The following is a 17,346-nucleotide window of genomic DNA, read 5'->3' as shown; positions in this document are numbered from 1 at the left end:
GGCAGTCGCTGCTGTGCGTGTGAAAGGTCTGACAGACGCTCAGTGCGCCAACCGCCGCGCCATGGAATGCAGCAGCGGAAACAGCAGTGCCCAGAGCAGGCCGATGCCGATCAGTGTCGGCAACTCGCCATAGGGAAATTGCACCCCGGCCAAGCGTCCGCCGGCGTAATACGACAGTGCTCCGCCGACCGCGCCAAGCAGACTCGCCAGCCACCACGGCCGGGCGCTCCATGCCAGGCAATGGCGCAATGTGGTTGCCAGCAATGCCCAGAGCAGCATCAGCCACAACGGAATCAGTGGCGACTGATCCTGAAACTCGAACACCCCGACACCACGCAACACACTGTCCACCGCCGTGCCAACAATCACCACGCTCAAAATCAAACGGCCTTCAGCCGCCCAACTGCTGATCCAGCGCAGATGAATCACCAGCACCGCCAACGCCAGCAACAACCACAAGCTGTTGCCGCCGAGTACGCAGGTCAGCCAGCCGAGCTGGAACAACACGGCATTGGCAACACGCTCAAGCATCGAAACGCCCGAGCAACGGCGCGGTCATCGCTGCCGGTTTGGCCAGCAACAGTTGTGCGGTGCCGATGGTGCGTTCGAGGAAACCGCCCTCGCAGTAACACAGGTAGAACTCCCACAGGCGCAGGAAATAATCGTCGTAGCCCAACTCGCTCAAGCGCCCGTGGGCGCGACGGAAGTTCTCGTGCCACAAGCGCAGGGTGCGGGCGTAGTGCAAGCCGAAATCTTCCATGTGCAGCAGGTTCATGTCGGTGTCGCGGCTGACCACTTCGAGCATTTTCTGCACGCAGGGCAGGGCGCCGCCGGGAAAGATGTAACGCTGGATAAAGTCGACGCCGCGCTTGGCTTGTTCGTAGCGTTGTTCGCGAATGGTGATCGCCTGGATCAGCATCAGGCCGTTGCTCTTGAGCAAGTGCGCGCATTGTTTGAAGTAGGTCGGCAGGAAGCGGTGACCGACCGCTTCGATCATTTCGATCGACACCAGTTTGTCGTATTCGCCGGTGAGGTCGCGGTAGTCCTTGAGCAGCAGCGTGACCCGATCCTGCAAGCCCAGCTGTTCGATGCGTTGCGCGGTAAACGCGTACTGTTCTTTCGACAGTGTGGTGGTGGTTACACGGCAACCGTAATTTTGAGCAGCATAGAGCGCCATGCTGCCCCAACCGGTGCCGATCTCCAGTAAATGGTCGCCGGGTTTGAGCGCGAGCTTCTGGCAGATTCGCTCCAGCTTGTTCAACTGAGCCTGCTCCAGACTGTCTTCGGGCGTCAGGAACTGCGCCGCTGAATACATCATGGTCGGGTCGAGAAACTGTTCGAACAGGTCGTTGCCCAGATCGTAGTGCGCAGCGATGTTTTTCTGCGAGCCCTTGCGCGTATTGCGGTTGAGCCAGTGCAAGCCTTGCACCAACGGCCGGCCGAGGCGCGCCAGGCCGCCCTCCATGGCATCGAGCACGTCCAGATTGCTGACGAACACGCGCACCACCGCTGTCAGATCCGGCGAACTCCAATAGCCGTGGATAAAGGCCTCGCCGGCACCGATCGAACCATTGCCGGCGACCATGCCCCAGACGGCCGAGTCGAGCACATGGATTTCCCCGAGCAATGCACTGCCGGGCGTGCCGAACATCAGCCGTTCGCCATCCTCGATCACCAACAGTTGTCCGTGTTTGAGCTGCGCCAATTGGCGCAACACGCCGCGGCGCAGCAGCGATCCGGTCAAACCGTTGGTGCTGAGCCGACTGACCGACAGACTAGAGGATTTCATGGTGGTGCTCCTTGGGAGGCACAGTGGCGGTTTGAAAGCTGCCGTCGGCAGTCTGATGAGCAAAGATCGGTGCGCGTTTGAGCAGCAGGCGTAGCGCCTGCCAGTAAATCGCCAAGGCAGTTTTCGCGGTCATCCACGGAAAACGCCGCAAGTAACGATGCAGGCTGCGACGGTCGAGGCTTTCGCGTTGCAGATTGAGTGTCGCGTCGAACAGTTTGTGTTCGCCCTGCCAGTCGGCCATGTGCACGCCAAGGGATTGCGCGGCGGGGCTGAAGCTCATGCGGTATTCGAGATCGCGCGGCAGAAACGGCGAAACGTGAAAGGCCTTGGCCACGGCGAAGTGCTGGTGAAAATCCTGCAGATTGGCGGGCGCACGCGCCGGCAGCACATAGTGATAACGCTCGCGCCACGGCGTGTTGGTGACTTCGCAGACAATCGCCGCCAGTTGCCCGTCGGCTTCATGGCAATAAAAGAAACTCACCGGGTTGAACGACAACCCCCAACTGCGCGCCTGGGTCAGCAGGCAGATCGCGCCTTGCGGTTCGTGGCCGATGGCGATGCCGACCTGCTGACGTACGGCATCGATCAGGCGCATGCCTCGGCCGGTGAATGCCTTGAGATAGTCCGTCTCACGAAAGGAAAACGGCGCAAAGCGACTGCGTCCGGCCAGCGGCGACAGTTCAAGAACTGCATCCTGTTCACTGAGGTCGAGGTAGAGCAGACCGATCCGGTAGCGGAATTCATGGCGGCGCGGCGAGAAGCGCCGATGGCCGATCCAGCCGCTGTAGAGTGCGCTGTTCATAAGGTTTCCCCGAACGCGGCGGCCACGCGCAAGGCGCTGACCACACCGTCCTCATGAAAACCGTTGGCCCAGTAGGCGCCGCAATAATGCGTGTGCTGCGCGCCATCCAGTTCACTCCAGCGATTTTGTGCTGCCACCGCCGCGAGGCTGAATTGCGGATGGGCATAGGTGTAACGGGCAAGCACTTTGTCGGGGCTGATGCCGGCGCTCTGATTGAGGCTGACGCAGAACGTGGTATCGCTCTGAATGCCCTGCAGAATGTTCATGTCGTAGGTGACGGCGGCGTGGGTGTGGCCGGCGCCGCTGAGCCGATAGTTCCAGCTCGCCCAGGCGAGTTTGCGTGTCGGCAGCAAACGCGTGTCGGTGTGCAGCACCACTTCATTGTCGGCGTAGGGCAGGGCGCCGAGGATCGCGCGTTCGGCATCGCTCGGGACCGCCAGCAGTTTCAACGCTTGATCGCTGTGACAGGCGAACACCACCTGGTCGAAGTGCTCGAGGCCCGCCGGGCTGTGGATAACTACGCCATGCACGTCACGATCAACCCGGGCTACCGGGCAATTGAGACGAATCCGCTCCTTGAACGCTGCCGTCAGCGGCGCGATATAAGCGCTCGAGCCACCTTCAATGACTTGCCACTGCGGACGATCACTGACCGACAACAGTCCATGATTCTTGAAAAAACGTACGAAGAACTGCAGCGGGAAATTGAGCATTTCCGCCATCGGCATCGACCAGATCGCCGAGCCCATCGGCACGATGTAATGCAGGATGAAACGCTCGCCGTAACCGCCAGCCTTGAGGTATTCGTCGAGGGTGGTGTCGGCGGCGATGCGCAGTTCAACGAGGTCGCGCTGGGCTTCTTTGTTGAAGCGCAGAATGTCGCGCAACATACCCCAGAACCCCGGCGAAAACAGGTTGCTGCGCTGGGCGAAGAGGCTGTTGAGGTTGTTGCCGTTGTACTCCAGACCGGTGTCTGGGTCGGTCACCGAGAAGCTCATTTCGGTCGGCTTGAACGCCACGCCGAGCTGGCCGAGCAAGCGGATGAAGTTCGGGTAGGTCCAGTCGTTGAAAACGATGAAACCGGTGTCCACCGCATATTGGCGGCCATCGACGGTCACCGGCACCGTGTGCGTGTGACCACCGACCCAGTCGCCCGCCTCGAACACCGTCACGTCATGGCGGCGATTGAGCAGGTAGGCGCAGGTCAGCCCAGCGATGCCGCTACCGACGATGGCGATTTTCATGTCGGATCCGTCAGCGGAGGTGACTTGCGCACCATGCGCTTGCCGATTGCCAGTTGTACCCGCGACGGAAGTTTCGACAGCGGCCACAACGCGGCCATGAACAGCGCCGGAAAGGCGATTTCCAATGGTCGGTCCTTGAGTTTGGCGAAGATGTGCCGTGCGGCTTTATCCACAGGCCAGCTCAAGGGCATGGGGAAATCATTCCTGGCGGTCAGCGGAGTTTCGACAAAACCCGGGCTGACCACGGTGACTTCAATGCCTTCGTCGGCCAGATCGATGCGCAACGACTCGAACAGGTAACGCAAACCGGCCTTTGAGGCGCCGTAGGCTTCGGCCCGTGGCAGCGGCAAGTAGGTGACCGAACTGGCCACGCCGATCAGATGCGGCGCGGTGCCTTTGCGCAGCAGCGGCAGGGCAGCCTCGATGCAATAACTGCTGGCGAGCAGGTTGGTACGTACCACGTGCTCGATGATCGACGAATCGAACTGCTTGGCATCGACGTATTCGCAGGTGCCGGCGTTGAGAATCACCGAGTCCAGCGAACCCCAGTCTGCGGCGATCTGCTCGCCGATTTCGCGAACCGTCTGGCTGTTGGTCAGATCCCCCGGCACCACCAGAACCTGCCCCGGATAGCGTTGCGACAAGACCTTGAGCGGGGCGATCTGACGGGAACTGACCGCCAGGTGCGCACCGGTTTTCAAGATCTCTTCAGCCAGCGCCGCGCCGATGCCACTGCTGGCCCCGGTCAACCAATAACGCCGTGGAGGTGTACGACTCATCCCATTCTCCTTTTCAGCCAAGCAATCACCCGGCCCAATACTGGCAAGTGTTCATACAGCAGCGCCCCGGCATCGAAATAATCCCGATGGCGATAAACCTTGTCGTGCCACAGCAAATGCGAGCAGCCGCTGACGCGAATAACGCGGCCGCCCGCGAGGCGCGGATGGCGATAACTCATGACCCAGCGCAAGTAACCTTCGCAGTCGCCGATCTGGTCGAAACCATGAAAATCAAAATGCAGCTCGCTGACGTTGGCATACAGTTCGCCGAAATAGTCGCGTAACTGTCCCAGACCCTGCACTTCGTGCAGCGGGTCGGTGAAGTGAATGTCATCGCTGTACAGCTCGCCCAGGCTTTGCAGGTTGTCTTTGTTCAACGCTGAAAATTGCCGGGCGAAGCGGCGCAGGAATTCACTCATCATCACCTCCTGAAGACGTACGCGAAGGCAGATTCTTGAAGGCTGCCAGCGCCCGTTGGCGCGAGGTGCTGAGGTTGACGATCGGCGACGGATAGTCCGCCGCGCCGAACAAACCACCGACGTCGGCCGGGTTATGCACTTGTTTCTTGTCGAGGGCCGCCAGTTCCGGCAGCCAGTGCTTGATGAACAGGCCTTCGCTGTCGAATTTTTCCGATTGGCTCAGCGGGTTGAAGATGCGGAAATACGGCGCCGAATCGGTGCCCGTCGACGAACTCCACTGCCAGCCACCGTTGTTCGCCGCCAGATCCCCATCGATGAGGTGACGCATGAAAAAGCGTTCGCCTTCGCGCCAGTCGATCAGCAGGTTTTTGGTCAGGAACATCGCCACGATCATGCGCAGGCGATTGTGCATCCAGCCGGTTTCCAGCAGTTGGCGCATCGCGGCGTCGATGATCGGCAGACCGGTGCGCGCCTCTTGCCACGCGGCGAGATCCTCCGGCGCATCACGCCAGGCCAGCGCTTCGGTTTCCGGGCGGAAAGCGCGATGCCTTGAGACCCGTGGGTAGCCGACCAGAATGTGCTTGTAGAACTCGCGCCACAGCAGCTCGTTGATCCAGGTAACCGCGCCAACCTTGCCGCTTTCGAATTCGCCCTGATTGCTTTGCAGGGCGGCATGCAGACACTGGCGCGGCGAAATCACGCCCGCCGCCAGATACGCCGAGAGCTGACTGGTGCCAGGTTTGGCCGGGAAGTCGCGTTCGCTTTGGTAGTAGTCGATTTGCGCGTCGGTGAAGGTGTCGAGGCGGCGTCGGGCTTCCTGTTCACCGGCCGGCCACAGATCGCGCAGGGATTGGCTCGGTGTGGCGAAGCCTTTGACGGAGTCGGGAATCGGGTCGCTGTCTATCGCCAGTTTTGCCTGTTTGCCTGGTGCCTTGACCAACGCCGGCATCGAGCGATGCAGGCGTTCGTAACAGACTTTGCGGAACTGGCTGAACACCTTGAAGTAGCTGTCGGTCTTGGTCAGCACCGTGCCGGGTTTGAACAGCAACTGGTCGAGATGGCTGTGAAAGGTGATGCCCTCGGCCTTCAGTGTTTCGCCTATCGCTGCATCGCGACGGCTTTCATGGACGCCATATTCTTCATTGACGTGAACCGCGGCTATCTTCAGCTGCCGGCAGAGCTTGAGCAGTTCCGCCGGGGCTTGATCCCAATGGCTTGCAGTGCGAATCAGCAACGGGATATTGAGTTGGCCAAGGCTTGCGCTCAGCTCACGCAGGTTGCGCAACCAGAAGTCGACCTTGCACGGCGCATCGTCATGTTCCAGCCACTGCTGCGGGCTCAACAGGTACACGGCGACCGTCGGGCCGCGCGCTGCGGCGGCCGCGAGGGCGGTGTTGTCATGTTGGCGCAAGTCGCTGCGCAGCCAGATCAATTGCATGTCGGAACTCACTGCGTCCATTAGATCAGCCCACGCTGAACGAGCACCTGGTGCGCTACAAGCGCGTCTTCAGCCAGGAACACATCAGCCATCTCTGAGGTTTTTACGGACAACTCGGCGTGGTGGATGCATACCGTTGGTCCGACCAGCATTTTTGTACAACTGACTCCGTTCAGTAGCTTGGGCAACTGCGCAAGGTTCATGGCTTTGCTGGAATACAGCAGTACGCCACGGGCTTGCAGATGTTCGACCGCCAGCGCCAACTCGGCGGCCGGCAGCGGCCAGTCAAATACTTGCACCGGACAATCAGCGCTACTGATCAGCCACGCGCACAGCCACAGATGAGGTTCCAGTGGCAGGTCGGAGTGATTGATCAACAACAGCGGGGCGCCATGTAACTGACGATTGTTATGGTAGATGCGTGTGCCGAATTTGCTGCGTAACCACGAATAAAAGAACACCCGTTCCATCTGCGCGCCGAACTGGCCCTGCCAACGCTGCTCCAGTTCCGCCAGCAACGGCATCAGCAATTGCTCGCACAGCGTGCGTGGCGGGTAGAGCGCCATGGCCTGATTGACGCTGTCGTCGAGGCTGCGTTCATTGAGCTGCGTAACGGCCGTCAGCAGTGTCTGGCGCAAGCGCTGCCAATCGTTTTCCACTGATTCGCTGAACGTCTGCGGTGCGTCGAGCAGCGGTTTGACCTGACTGACAGCAACACCACGGTTAAGCCAGGTGAGGATGGTCAGAATTTGCTGCACATGTTCGGCCGAATACAGTCGGTGGCCCTTGGGGGTGCGTTGTGGCACGACCAGCCCATAGCGGCGTTCCCACGCACGCAGGGTGATCGCATTGACGCCGGTCTGCCGCGCGACTTCGCGAATCGGCAGCCAACCCTCGTCGAGGGCTTTTTTAAAATCCGCGCCGAGGTCTTCCTTGGCACTGGTATCCATTTTGTCGTTCATTAGATTGCGTTTCGCAGGCTGAGGTTTTCCGGGTGCGGTTGCAGGTAGACCTGTTGCGCGATGTACGAATCCGGATGGAGGCGAAAGTGGTGCTTGAGCAGCGTCAACGGCACCACCAGCGGCACGATGCCTTGACGGTACTGGCCGATGACGTGTTGCATTTCCTGTTTGTCTTCAGCGCTGATTACCTGTTTCAGATAACCGCTGATGTGCAGCAGCACGTTGCAGTGGGTGCCACGGGTGGCGCATTTTTTCAACGCCGCCATCAGTTCGCTGAAGTAGCGCGGGCCGAGTTCGGCGGGATCGCTGTGCGCCATGTTGCCGAGCAGTTTGCCCAGTGTTTTGTATTGCAGTGGGTTATGCGCCATCAGCAGGTATTTGTAGCGCGAGTGGAATTCGGTGAGGGCGCGGCGGCTCAGACCTTTCGCGAGGACTTGCTGCCATTCGCTGTAGGCGAACACGCGGGTGATGAAGTTCTCGCGCAGCACCGGATCGTTGAGGCGCCCGGCTTCTTCCACGGGCAGATCCGGGTGCTGTGCGCAGAACGCCTGGGCGTAAATCCCGCGCCCGCCGCCGTTCACCGGGGCGCCGTTGGCGTGGTAGACCTTGACCCGTTCTAGGCCGCAGGACGGCGATTGCTGCATCAAGATGTAGCCGCAGATGTCATCGAGTTCGGCGGCCATTTTCTCGCCGTATTCGGCCAATGGCTGGGTGACGTTGATCGCCCGGTTCACCGTGCCGACCGCTTGTGGATGTTCGGCCTCGCCGACGAGGCGGATCGGTTCGCGAGGAATGCCCAGGCCGATTGCGACCTCCGGACACACCGGGACGAAATCGAAATGCTCGGTGAGGGTGCGGCTGCACAGCCGTGATTCCTTGTGCCCACCGTTGTAGCGCACCTCGGCACCCAGCAGACAGGCGCTGATGGCGATTTTTGGCTTGGCTACGCAAGGATCTGACATGGGCACCTCGAATCTATACCTGTACAGAGGTAAATCTCTGTACAACTTTCTTTAGCATAGATTCGTGGGTGTACAAGTCAAATTGTTTGTATAACTTTTTTGATTGAACGCAGTTCACTGTAGGAGTGAGCCTGCTCGCGATTGCGGTATGTCAGCAATATTGATGCTGACTGATACGACGCTATCGCGAGCAGGCTCACTCCTACAGGGGGGCTTTATTGCCAACCCAATAACCACTGATCGTTGTTCTTGAGGACTTGCCAATCGAGGCGTTCGGCACGCTTGGTCAGCACGGCCTGCAACTCGACTTCCAGCACTGTGCCTTCCTCGTCGCGAAACAACTCGGTGACCAGAAAGTGCTTTTCACGATTCTGCGGGTGAGCTGCTGTCCATTTCGACAGCAGCAATTTTTGCGGATTGATGCGGTTCATTGCAGGTGTTCATGCAAACGACGTGCAGCCTCCTGGCCACTGAGCCATGCGCCCTCGACGCGGCCCGACAGGCACCAGTCGCCACAGGCGTACAGGCCCAGATCGGCATCGGCCAGCGTGCCCCATTCGTGCCCCGTCGCGGGTCGCGCATAGAGCCAGCGGTGGGCGAGGCTGAAGGTCGGCGCAGGCATCGCGCTGTGCAGCAATTCGGCAAACGCACCGTGCAGTTGCTCGATCACCGCTTCCTTGGACAGGTCGATGTGTTGCCTGCTCCACGCGCTGGTGGCGTGGAGCACCCAAGTGTCGAGGGTGGTATCGCGCCCCGGTTTGCTGCGGTTGCGCGCCAGCCAGTCGAGCGGGCTGTCCTGCACGAAACAACCTTCGATGGGGGTATCCAGCGGTGTGTCGAAGGCGAGGGCGACGGCCCAGGTCGGCTCCATCTTTACCCCGGCGGCGGCACCGGCCAGCTTCGGCGCAGCAGCCAGTAATGCAGTCGCTTGCGGGGCTGGCGTGGCGATCACCACGTGGCTGAACGGCCCGTGAGTGAAACCTTCGGCGTCCTGCAAATGCCAGTGTTCCTCACCGCGATAGACCTCGGTAATCCGGCAGGCAAAATGCACTTCCAGGCCATCGAGCAGACCACGGGTGATGGCGCTCATGCGCGGCGTGCCGACCCAGCGGGTCTGCTCGTCCGGCGACAGATTCAGCTGCCCGCCCTGGTAGGTGTAGAGCTGTGGCGTCCACTCGGCGACCCAGCCCTGGCTTTGCCAACGCTGCACTTCGGTGACGAAGCGCCGGTCACGGGCGGTGAAATATTGCGCGCCCATGTCCAGCGAGCCAGCGTCGCTGCGCTTGCTCGACATGCGCCCGCCGCTGCCGCGACTCTTGTCGAATAATTGGATGGTATGCCCGCTCTCTGTCAGAGCCTGGGCGGCGGAGAGCCCGGCGATGCCGGTGCCGATGATTGCGATAGGTACAGTCATAGGGGCCTCGTTTACCTTTCTGTACAGACTACGCCGTGGATGAAACCTGTACAATTTTGTTTTTTGGTATAACTTCTAGCGTTCTCGTTCTGACAGCTTGGCCTATTGTTAAACAATAGAGCCTGCCCGATAGAAAAGATCCCTGCTTATAAAAATAGACTAGTGATCCGGGTTAAACGCCACGCGAGGAAGATGTCATGCACATATTGCTGACCGGCGGTACTGGTTTGATAGGACGTCAGCTCTGCCGACACTGGTTGGGGCAGGGCCATCGCCTGACGGTGTGGAGTCGCAAACCGGAGAAAGTCGCGAAAATCTGCGGTGCGCAGGTGCGTGGCATCGCGCGTCTCGAAGAGTTGGGTGACGAGCCGCTGGACGCGATCATCAACCTCGCTGGCGCGCCGATTGCCGATCGGCCGTGGACACATCGACGCAAAGCGTTGCTGTGGAGCAGCCGTATCAAGCTCACGGAAACCTTGCTGGCGTGGCTTGAAACGCGATCACAGAAACCGGCGCTGCTGATCTCCGGATCGGCCATTGGCTGGTACGGCGATGGCGGTGAGCGCGAACTGACGGAAGAGTCGCCGCCGGTGATCGACGATTTCGCCAGTCAGTTGTGTATTGCCTGGGAGGAAACCGCGCAACGGGCCGAGGCCCAAGGCATCCGTGTGGTGCTGGTGCGAACCGGGCTGGTGCTGTCGGCCGAGGGCGGCTTTTTGTCGCGCTTGTTATTGCCGTTCAAACTCGCGCTGGGCGGGCCTTTGGGCAATGGTCGGCAATGGATGCCGTGGATTCATATCAACGATCAAATCGCCCTGATTGATTTTCTTCTGCACCGCGATCAGGCCCGCGGTCCTTATAATGCCTGCGCGCCGAAACCTGTGCGCAATCGCGAATTTGCCAAGACGCTGGGCAGCGTTTTACACCGCCCGGCGTTCATGCCGATGCCGACGCTGGCACTGAAGGTCGGCCTCGGCGAGATGTCTTTGTTGTTGCTCGGCGGCCAGAAGGCTATGCCGGCACGCTTGCTGGAAGCGGGTTTCACTTTCCAGTTCACGGATTTACGTGCGGCCCTGGACGATCTCTCCAGCCGCCTCTGAAATAGGACGTTGCATGACCGATCACGCCTTGCTTCTGGTCAACCTGGGTTCCCCGGCCTCCACCTCGGTGGCCGATGTGCGCAGCTACCTCAATCAATTCCTGATGGACCCGTATGTGATCGACCTGCCGTGGCCGGTGCGGCGTCTGCTGGTGTCGCTGATCCTGATCAAACGCCCGGAGCAATCGGCCCACGCCTATGCCTCGATCTGGTGGGACGAAGGTTCGCCGCTGGTGGTGCTCAGCCGTCGCTTGCAGCAGCAAATGACCCGGCAATGGACGCATGGCCCGGTAGAACTGGCGATGCGTTACGGTGAGCCGTCGATTGAAACCTGCTTGCTGAAACTGGTGGCGGCAGGGCACAAGCGCATCACGCTGGCGCCGCTGTATCCACAGTTCGCCGACAGCACCACGACCACAGTGATCGAAGAAGCCAAGCGGGTCATCCGCGAAAAGAAACTCAACGTGCAACTGTCGGTGTTGCAGCCGTTCTACGATCAGCCGGAATACCTCGACGCGCTGGTTGCAAGCGCCAGGCCGCATCTGCAGCAGGATTACGATCACTTGCTGCTGAGCTTCCACGGTTTGCCCGAGCGGCATCTGACCAAACTCGATCCGACCGGCAATCATTGCTTCAAGAATGACGACTGCTGCAAGAACGCCTCGCCTGCGGTATTGGCGACGTGTTATCGCGCGCAATGCCTGCGTACTGCGGCGTTATTCGCTGAGCGCATGGGCCTGCCGGATGGCAAATGGTCGGTGTCGTTTCAGTCGCGTCTGGGCCGGGCCAAGTGGATCGAACCGTACACTGAGGCGCGCCTGGATGAGCTGGCGAAAAGTGGCGTGAAGAAGATTCTGGTGATGTGCCCGGCGTTTGTCGCCGATTGCATCGAGACGCTGGAAGAGATTGGTGATCGCGGCAAGGAACAGTTCCGCGAAGCGGGGGGCGAGGAGTTGGTGCTGGTGCCATGTCTGAACGATGACCCGCAATGGGCCAAGGCCTTGGCGACCCTCTGCGAACGAGCGCCGCTGGCCCTGTGATGATCGTTCCCACGCTCTGCGTGGGAATGCAGCCCGTGACGCTCCGCGTCACTGGACGCAGAGCGTCCCTAGAGGCATTCCCACGCAGAGCGTGGGAACGATCAGATCTAAAGGCTTAGATCAGCGGCTCATCCGCCTTCTTGTTCTTCCAGCCATCATTGCCCGGCAGAATCAGGTTCAGCGCAATCGCCACCACCGCGCACAGCGCGATGCCTTTGAGGCCGAAGTCGTCCGGGCCGGTGCCGGTGCCGACCAGCACACCGCCAATCCCGAACACCAGCGTTACCGAGACAATCACCAGATTGCGCGCCTCGCCCAGATCGATCTTGTGACGGATCAGGGTGTTCATGCCCACCGCCGCGATCGAACCGAACAGCAAGCACAGAATCCCGCCCATCACCGGCACCGGAATGCTCTGCAGCAGCGCGCCGAACTTGCCGATGAACGCCAGGCTGATGGCGAAGATCGCCGCCCAGGTCATGATTTTCGGGTTGTAGTTCTTGGTCAGCATCACCGCGCCCGTCACTTCGGCGTAGGTGGTGTTGGGCGGACCGCCGAACAGACCGGCTGCGGTGGTGGCAATACCGTCACCGAGCAGGGTGCGATGCAGGCCCGGCTTCTTCAGGTAATCGCGACCGGTCACGCTGCCGACGGCAATCACACCACCGATGTGCTCAATGGCCGGCGCCAGCGCCACCGGAACGATGAACAGAATCGCCTGCCAGTTGAACTCCGGCGCGGTGAAATGCGGAATCGCAAACCATGGCGCTGCGGCAATCTTCGCGGTATCAACGACACCGAAATAGAACGCCATAGCAAAACCGACCAGCACGCCGGAAATGATCGGCACCAGACGGAAAATGCCTTTACCGAACACGGCGACGATCAGCGTGGTCAGCAGCGCCGGCATCGAGATCATCATTGCGGTCTGGTAGTGGATCAGTTCAGAACCGTCGCCAGCCTTGCCCATCGCCATGTTCGCGGCAATCGGCGCCATGGCCAGGCCGATGGAAATGATCACCGGACCAATCACCACCGGCGGCAACAAGCGGTCAATGAAGCCCGTGCCTTTGATCTTCACGGCAAGGCCGAGGAAGGTGTAGACGAAACCGGCCGCCATCACCCCGCCCATGGTCGCGGCGAGGCCGAACTGGCCCTTGGCGAGAATGATCGGGGTGATGAAAGCGAAGCTCGACGCCAGAAACACCGGCACCTGACGCCCGGTGACGATCTGGAACAGAATCGTTCCCAGACCTGCGGTAAACAGTGCCACGTTCGGGTCCAGGCCCGTGATCAGCGGCATCAGCACCAAAGCGCCGAAAGCCACGAACAGCATCTGGGCGCCGGACAGCACCGTGCGCCAGAGCGGATCGTTGAACTCTTGCTGCATGGTCACGCGTCCTTCTGCTTGGTGCCGAAGATCTTGTCACCGGCGTCGCCAAGTCCAGGGATGATGTAACCGTGCTCGTTCAAGCGCTCATCGATGGACGCGGTGTAGATGGTCACGTCCGGGTGAGCTTTTTCTACTGCTGCAATGCCTTCCGGCGCGGCAACCAGCACCATGGCGCGGATATCTTTGCAGCCGGCTTTCTTCAGCAGGTCAATGGTCGCAACCATCGAACTGCCGGTGGCGAGCATCGGGTCGATGATCATCGCCAACCGTTCGTCGATTTCCGGAACCAGTTTTTCCAGATAGGTGTGCGCTTGCAGGGTTTCTTCGTTGCGGGCGACACCCACAGCGGAAACCTTGGCACCCGGGATCAGGCTCAGCACGCCTTCAAGCATGCCGATGCCGGCGCGCAGAATCGGCACGACGGTAATCTTCTTGCCGGCGATTTTCTCGACCGACACGGTGCCGCACCAGCCTGCAATATCGTAGGACTCCAGCGGCAGATCTTTTGTAGCTTCATAGGTCAACAGGGCGCCGACTTCCTGAGCGAGCTCACGGAAGTTCTTGGTGCTGATATCGGCGCGGCGCATCAGGCCGAGTTTATGACGGATCAGCGGATGGCGGATCTCGAGGATGGGCATGGAAAAACTCCGGCGGCGGGCAAAAAAACCGGCCTAGATTAATCTATCCGAGGGTGATGTCCTATAGGACATTCTGTACGTTAGTCCATAAAGGCTTGATTCGGCCTCGATGGATGCGTACCTTTGCCCGCTTTTCCAATTCCGCCAACCCCTGGAGAGCGCCATGTCCGCTGATCTCGAGCATATCCGTCAAATCATGCGAGAGGCTGACTGCCTGTACACCGAATCTGAAGTCGAGGCCGCCATTGCCCGCGTCGGTGCACAAATCAACGAACAACTGGCCGACAGCAACCCGGTGGTGTTCTGCGTGATGAACGGCGGGCTGATTTTCTCCGGCAAACTGCTGACTCACCTGCAATTCCCGCTGGAAGCCTCCTACCTGCACGCGACCCGTTATCGCAACGAAACCAGCGGCGGCGACCTGTTCTGGAAAGCCAAGCCGGAAGTCTCGTTCATCGACCGCGACGTGCTGATCATCGACGATATCCTCGATGAAGGTCACACCCTGGGCGCGATCATCGACTTCTGCAAACACGCCGGCGCGCGCAAAGTGCACACCGCCGTGTTGATCGACAAGGATCACGACCGCAAGGCGCGTCCTGACCTGAAAGCCGATTTCGTCGGCCTGCCGTGCATTGACCGCTACATCTTCGGTTATGGCATGGACTACAAAGGCTACTGGCGCAACGCCAACGGGATTTTTGCCGTTAAAGGCATGTAATCCGCGCCTCGATCCAATGTGGGAGCGAGCCTGCTCGCGAAAGCGATCTTTCATTCAGGATAAGTGTTGAATGTGAAATTGCCTTCGCGAGCAGGCTCGCTCCCACAGTTGTTTTGTGTGTGCTGATCCATCCGTGATACCCATGCTAGAGTGCTCGGCCCCGCCCCCCCGGAGCTTGTCATGCGCCTCTTGATCCGCAGCCTCGCCGCGCTTTTACTGATCCTCAGTCTGCCGCTGTCCGCCGCGCCGATGCACAGCCAGTTCCTGCCGCCGGACGATCTGACCGAGCGCGATGCCGAACCCGAGCAGCAGCAACTCATGCAAGTCACCGACTATGCCGTAGTGGTGGGCGCGCAACGTCAGTCCAACCAGCAACCGATTCCTGTCACCTCGCCGCTGATGATCCGCCTCAAAGGCAAATCCCTGAACAAGGGCGCGACGATCACCCAAGTGCTGGTCAATTTCGACGGCGAAAGCAAAAGCCTGAAAAAGCCGGTCTACGACGACAAGAGCAAGACCCTGACGCTGTTTTATCCGCTGGCCCAATACCGCGTGATCATCGATCTGCTGCGCAACGACACTGTGTATGTGCAGTTCCTCAGTTACGCCAATGGCCACATCTGGGCCGATTTGCACACCGGCGCTGTGCGATCGCGTTGAGCCGGGCGGCCGGGCAGGGGTAAACTGCCCGCCCCGTGTAATGTCTGCGAGCTGGAGTCGGCAATGCGTAAAGATAAGAAACAAGTGATTGGTGACGAGATCGGCGATGAGCAGATCAAGCTGTTCCTCGATTTTGAGCCGGTCGACGCCACTTCGCCGTCGCTGCACAAACTGATCAAGGCCTACCGTGGCCTGCGTATCGACGACTTCGAACGCTTTCTGGGTTTCTTCGTTGCAGCTGGTTATGACGTGGATGGCAAGGACGAGCAGGGCAAGACCTTCGTTGAGGTGATAGCCGATCAGCGCAACGCCCCGGAATACATTGAGCTGATCGAAAAGTCCCGCACCTGAGGCTTTTCCCAGGCATAAAAAAACGCCCCGCGCTCACTGAGTACGGGGCGTTTTTTATGCGGCAAGATCAAGCGTAGCTTGGGGTCTCGCTGCTTTCTTCAACCAGTTCCAGCGCGATGTTGTTCTGCGTGTTGATCTTGCGATACAGCGCAGCATCGGTTTCCAGGACCTTTTCACGGGCCGGGAAGATCTCTGCCAGTTTGCCAGCCCACTCGCCCTTGGCCTTGGCCGGGAAGCACTTCTCGATCAGCTCGAGCATGATCGAAACGGTCACCGACGCACCCGGCGAAGCGCCGAGCAAGGCGGCGAGGGAGCCGTCCTTGGCCGAGACCAGTTCGGTACCGAACTGCAGGATGCCGCCCTTTTTCGGGTCTTTCTTGATGATCTGCACCCGTTGGCCGGCCACTTCCAGGCGCCAGTCTTCGGCTTTCGCCTCAGGGTAGAAGCGGCGCAGGGAATCCAGACGCTGCTCCATCGATTGCATCACTTCGCTGACCAGGTACTTGGTCAGGTCCATGTTGTTTTTCGCCACGGCCAGCATCGGCCCGATGTTGCCGGCGCGAACCGACAGCGGCAGATCCATGAAGGAGCCGTGCTTGAGGAACTTGGTGGTGAAACCGGCGTACGGCCCGAACAGCAGGGATTTCTTGCCGTCGACCACGCGGGTGTCCAGGTGCGGCACCGACATCGGTGGCGAACCCACTGCTGCCTGGCTGTAGACCTTGGCCTGGTGGTGCTTGACCACTTCCGGATTGTCGCAACGCAGCCACTGGCCGCTGATCGGGAAGCCGCCGAAGCCTTTGCTTTCTTCGATGCCCGAGGCTTGCAGCAACGGCAGGGCCGCGCCGCCAGCACCGAGGAAAACGAACTTGGCGTCGACTTCGCGGGTGTTACCGTTGTTGACGTCCTTGATGCTGACGGTCCAGCCGGCGCCGTTACGCTTGAGGCCAGTGACGCGCTTGCAGTATTTGACTTGAGTGTCCGGGGCGCTGGTCAGGTGCTTGAGCAACTGATTGGTCAGGGCGCCGAAGTTGACGTCGGTGCCGTTCATCACGCGAGTGGCAGCGAGGACTTCGTCCGGCGAGCGGCCCGGCATCATCAGCGGCATCCACTCGGCCATCTTGGCCTTGTCTTCGGTGTACTCCATGTCGGAGAAGGCGTGATGCTTGTGCAGGACGTCGAAACGTTCCTTGAGGAAGGAAACGCCTTTGTCGCCCTGGACGAAACTCAGGTGCGGCACCGGGCTGATAAAGGATTTGCACGAGCCGAACGTGCCTTTCTTGGTCAGGTACGACCAGAACTGCTTCGACACCTCGAACTGGGTGTTGATGTGCACGGCTTTCTTGATGTCGACGGTGCCATCAGCGGCTTGCGGCGTGTAGTTCAGCTCGCACAGACCGGCGTGGCCGGTACCGGCGTTGTTCCAAGGGTTGGAACTCTCTGCGGCACCGGAATCCATCAGCTCGACGACTTCCAGCTTGATCGCGGGGTCGAGCTCTTTGAGCAGCACGGCCAGAGTGGCACTCATGATGCCCGCCCCAACCAGAACTATGTCGACTGCTTCGTTATGCGCCATTTAACGCGTCTCCAAAATCTGCAGCACCAAATTGTCGGCATGGCTGCCAGGCGTTCCGG

General features: G+C 60.0%; 19 protein-coding genes. 5 read left to right on the top strand and 14 right to left on the bottom strand.

Annotated features, from left to right (window positions below; translation table 11 throughout):
• Positions 1-39 precede the first annotated feature (39 nt).
• From QOM10_RS24490 to QOM10_RS24440, 11 genes are all read right to left on the bottom strand, one after another.
• Positions 40-531: a DUF2878 domain-containing protein gene (locus QOM10_RS24490; RefSeq protein ID WP_127929751.1), complete on the bottom strand. Its 492-nt coding sequence runs from the start codon at positions 529-531 to the stop codon at positions 40-42.
• Entirely contained in the window at positions 524-1,789 is a 1,266-nt protein-coding gene (locus QOM10_RS24485; RefSeq protein WP_316917089.1) for a cyclopropane-fatty-acyl-phospholipid synthase family protein, read from the bottom strand. The genes QOM10_RS24490 and QOM10_RS24485 overlap by 8 nt, the downstream gene beginning before the upstream one ends.
• Positions 1,776-2,591: a DUF1365 domain-containing protein gene (locus QOM10_RS24480; protein ID WP_127929749.1), complete on the bottom strand. Its 816-nt coding sequence runs from the start codon at positions 2,589-2,591 to the stop codon at positions 1,776-1,778. Before QOM10_RS24480 ends, QOM10_RS24485 begins: the two co-directional genes overlap by 14 nt.
• Positions 2,588-3,835 (bottom strand): NAD(P)/FAD-dependent oxidoreductase, encoded by a 1,248-nt coding sequence (locus QOM10_RS24475; protein WP_127929748.1) that lies wholly within the window; start codon positions 3,833-3,835, stop codon positions 2,588-2,590. The genes QOM10_RS24480 and QOM10_RS24475 overlap by 4 nt, the downstream gene beginning before the upstream one ends.
• Positions 3,832-4,614, bottom strand: a complete 783-nt coding sequence (locus tag QOM10_RS24470) for an SDR family NAD(P)-dependent oxidoreductase (protein ID WP_127929747.1) — start codon at positions 4,612-4,614, stop codon at positions 3,832-3,834. Before QOM10_RS24470 ends, QOM10_RS24475 begins: the two co-directional genes overlap by 4 nt.
• Complete coding sequence (locus QOM10_RS24465) at positions 4,611-5,033, bottom strand: nuclear transport factor 2 family protein (protein WP_316917088.1); 423 nt, start codon at positions 5,031-5,033, stop codon at positions 4,611-4,613. Before QOM10_RS24465 ends, QOM10_RS24470 begins: the two co-directional genes overlap by 4 nt.
• The gene (gene phrB, locus QOM10_RS24460) at positions 5,026-6,471 is read right to left on the bottom strand and encodes a deoxyribodipyrimidine photo-lyase (protein ID WP_316917087.1); all 1,446 of its coding nucleotides are present in this window, start codon (positions 6,469-6,471) and stop codon (positions 5,026-5,028) included. Before phrB ends, QOM10_RS24465 begins: the two co-directional genes overlap by 8 nt.
• Positions 6,472-6,491: 20 nt before the next feature.
• Positions 6,492-7,433, bottom strand: a complete 942-nt coding sequence (locus QOM10_RS24455; protein WP_316917086.1) for a MerR family transcriptional regulator — start codon at positions 7,431-7,433, stop codon at positions 6,492-6,494.
• On the bottom strand, positions 7,433-8,395 hold the full coding sequence (locus QOM10_RS24450; protein WP_316917085.1) for a DUF523 and DUF1722 domain-containing protein: 963 nt from the start codon (positions 8,393-8,395) through the stop codon (positions 7,433-7,435). Before QOM10_RS24450 ends, QOM10_RS24455 begins: the two co-directional genes overlap by 1 nt.
• Positions 8,396-8,610: 215 nt before the next feature.
• Positions 8,611-8,826, bottom strand: a complete 216-nt coding sequence (locus QOM10_RS24445; protein WP_127929742.1) for a TIGR02450 family Trp-rich protein — start codon at positions 8,824-8,826, stop codon at positions 8,611-8,613.
• Positions 8,823-9,809 carry an NAD(P)/FAD-dependent oxidoreductase gene (locus tag QOM10_RS24440; protein WP_150750490.1) on the bottom strand — a complete coding sequence of 329 codons (987 nt, stop codon included), beginning with the start codon at positions 9,807-9,809 and terminating at the stop codon, positions 8,823-8,825. Before QOM10_RS24440 ends, QOM10_RS24445 begins: the two co-directional genes overlap by 4 nt.
• Positions 9,810-10,006: 197 nt before the next feature.
• Between QOM10_RS24440 and QOM10_RS24435 the strand changes: the two genes are divergently transcribed.
• Together QOM10_RS24435 and hemH are read left to right on the top strand one after the other, a co-directional pair.
• The gene (locus QOM10_RS24435) at positions 10,007-10,909 is read left to right on the top strand and encodes a TIGR01777 family oxidoreductase (protein WP_127929740.1); all 903 of its coding nucleotides are present in this window, start codon (positions 10,007-10,009) and stop codon (positions 10,907-10,909) included.
• A gap of 13 nt (positions 10,910-10,922) precedes the next feature.
• The gene (gene hemH, locus QOM10_RS24430; protein WP_127929739.1) at positions 10,923-11,948 is read left to right on the top strand and encodes a ferrochelatase; all 1,026 of its coding nucleotides are present in this window, start codon (positions 10,923-10,925) and stop codon (positions 11,946-11,948) included.
• A 115-nt stretch (positions 11,949-12,063) separates the two neighbouring features.
• Here hemH and QOM10_RS24425 read toward each other — a convergent pair whose 3' ends face one another.
• Both QOM10_RS24425 and upp read right to left on the bottom strand, forming a co-directional pair.
• Entirely contained in the window at positions 12,064-13,338 is a 1,275-nt protein-coding gene (locus QOM10_RS24425; RefSeq protein ID WP_007912843.1) for a uracil-xanthine permease family protein, read from the bottom strand.
• A 2-nt stretch (positions 13,339-13,340) separates the two neighbouring features.
• Entirely contained in the window at positions 13,341-13,979 is a 639-nt protein-coding gene (gene upp / locus QOM10_RS24420) for a uracil phosphoribosyltransferase (RefSeq protein ID WP_007912842.1), read from the bottom strand.
• 163 nt (positions 13,980-14,142) lie between these two features.
• Here upp and QOM10_RS24415 point away from each other — a divergent pair, with 163 nt between their 5' ends.
• The 3 genes from QOM10_RS24415 (at position 14,143) to QOM10_RS24405 (ending at position 15,711) form a co-directional block, all read left to right on the top strand.
• Positions 14,143-14,700, top strand: a complete 558-nt coding sequence (locus QOM10_RS24415) for a hypoxanthine-guanine phosphoribosyltransferase (RefSeq protein WP_016987197.1) — start codon at positions 14,143-14,145, stop codon at positions 14,698-14,700.
• 180 nt (positions 14,701-14,880) lie between these two features.
• Entirely contained in the window at positions 14,881-15,360 is a 480-nt protein-coding gene (locus QOM10_RS24410) for a hypothetical protein (protein ID WP_316917084.1), read from the top strand.
• A 63-nt stretch (positions 15,361-15,423) separates the two neighbouring features.
• Entirely contained in the window at positions 15,424-15,711 is a 288-nt protein-coding gene (locus QOM10_RS24405) for a PA4642 family protein (RefSeq protein ID WP_127929737.1), read from the top strand.
• A gap of 67 nt (positions 15,712-15,778) precedes the next feature.
• On the opposite strand, the gene mqo is transcribed toward QOM10_RS24405, so the two are convergent.
• On the bottom strand, positions 15,779-17,287 hold the full coding sequence (gene mqo / locus QOM10_RS24400) for a malate dehydrogenase (quinone) (RefSeq protein ID WP_316917083.1): 1,509 nt from the start codon (positions 17,285-17,287) through the stop codon (positions 15,779-15,781).
• Positions 17,288-17,346 lie beyond the last annotated feature (59 nt).

The sequence above is a fragment of the Pseudomonas sp. P108 genome (genome assembly GCF_032613195.1).
GTDB lineage: Bacteria > Pseudomonadota > Gammaproteobacteria > Pseudomonadales > Pseudomonadaceae > Aquipseudomonas.
This window is presented reverse-complemented; position numbering and strand designations above follow the sequence as displayed.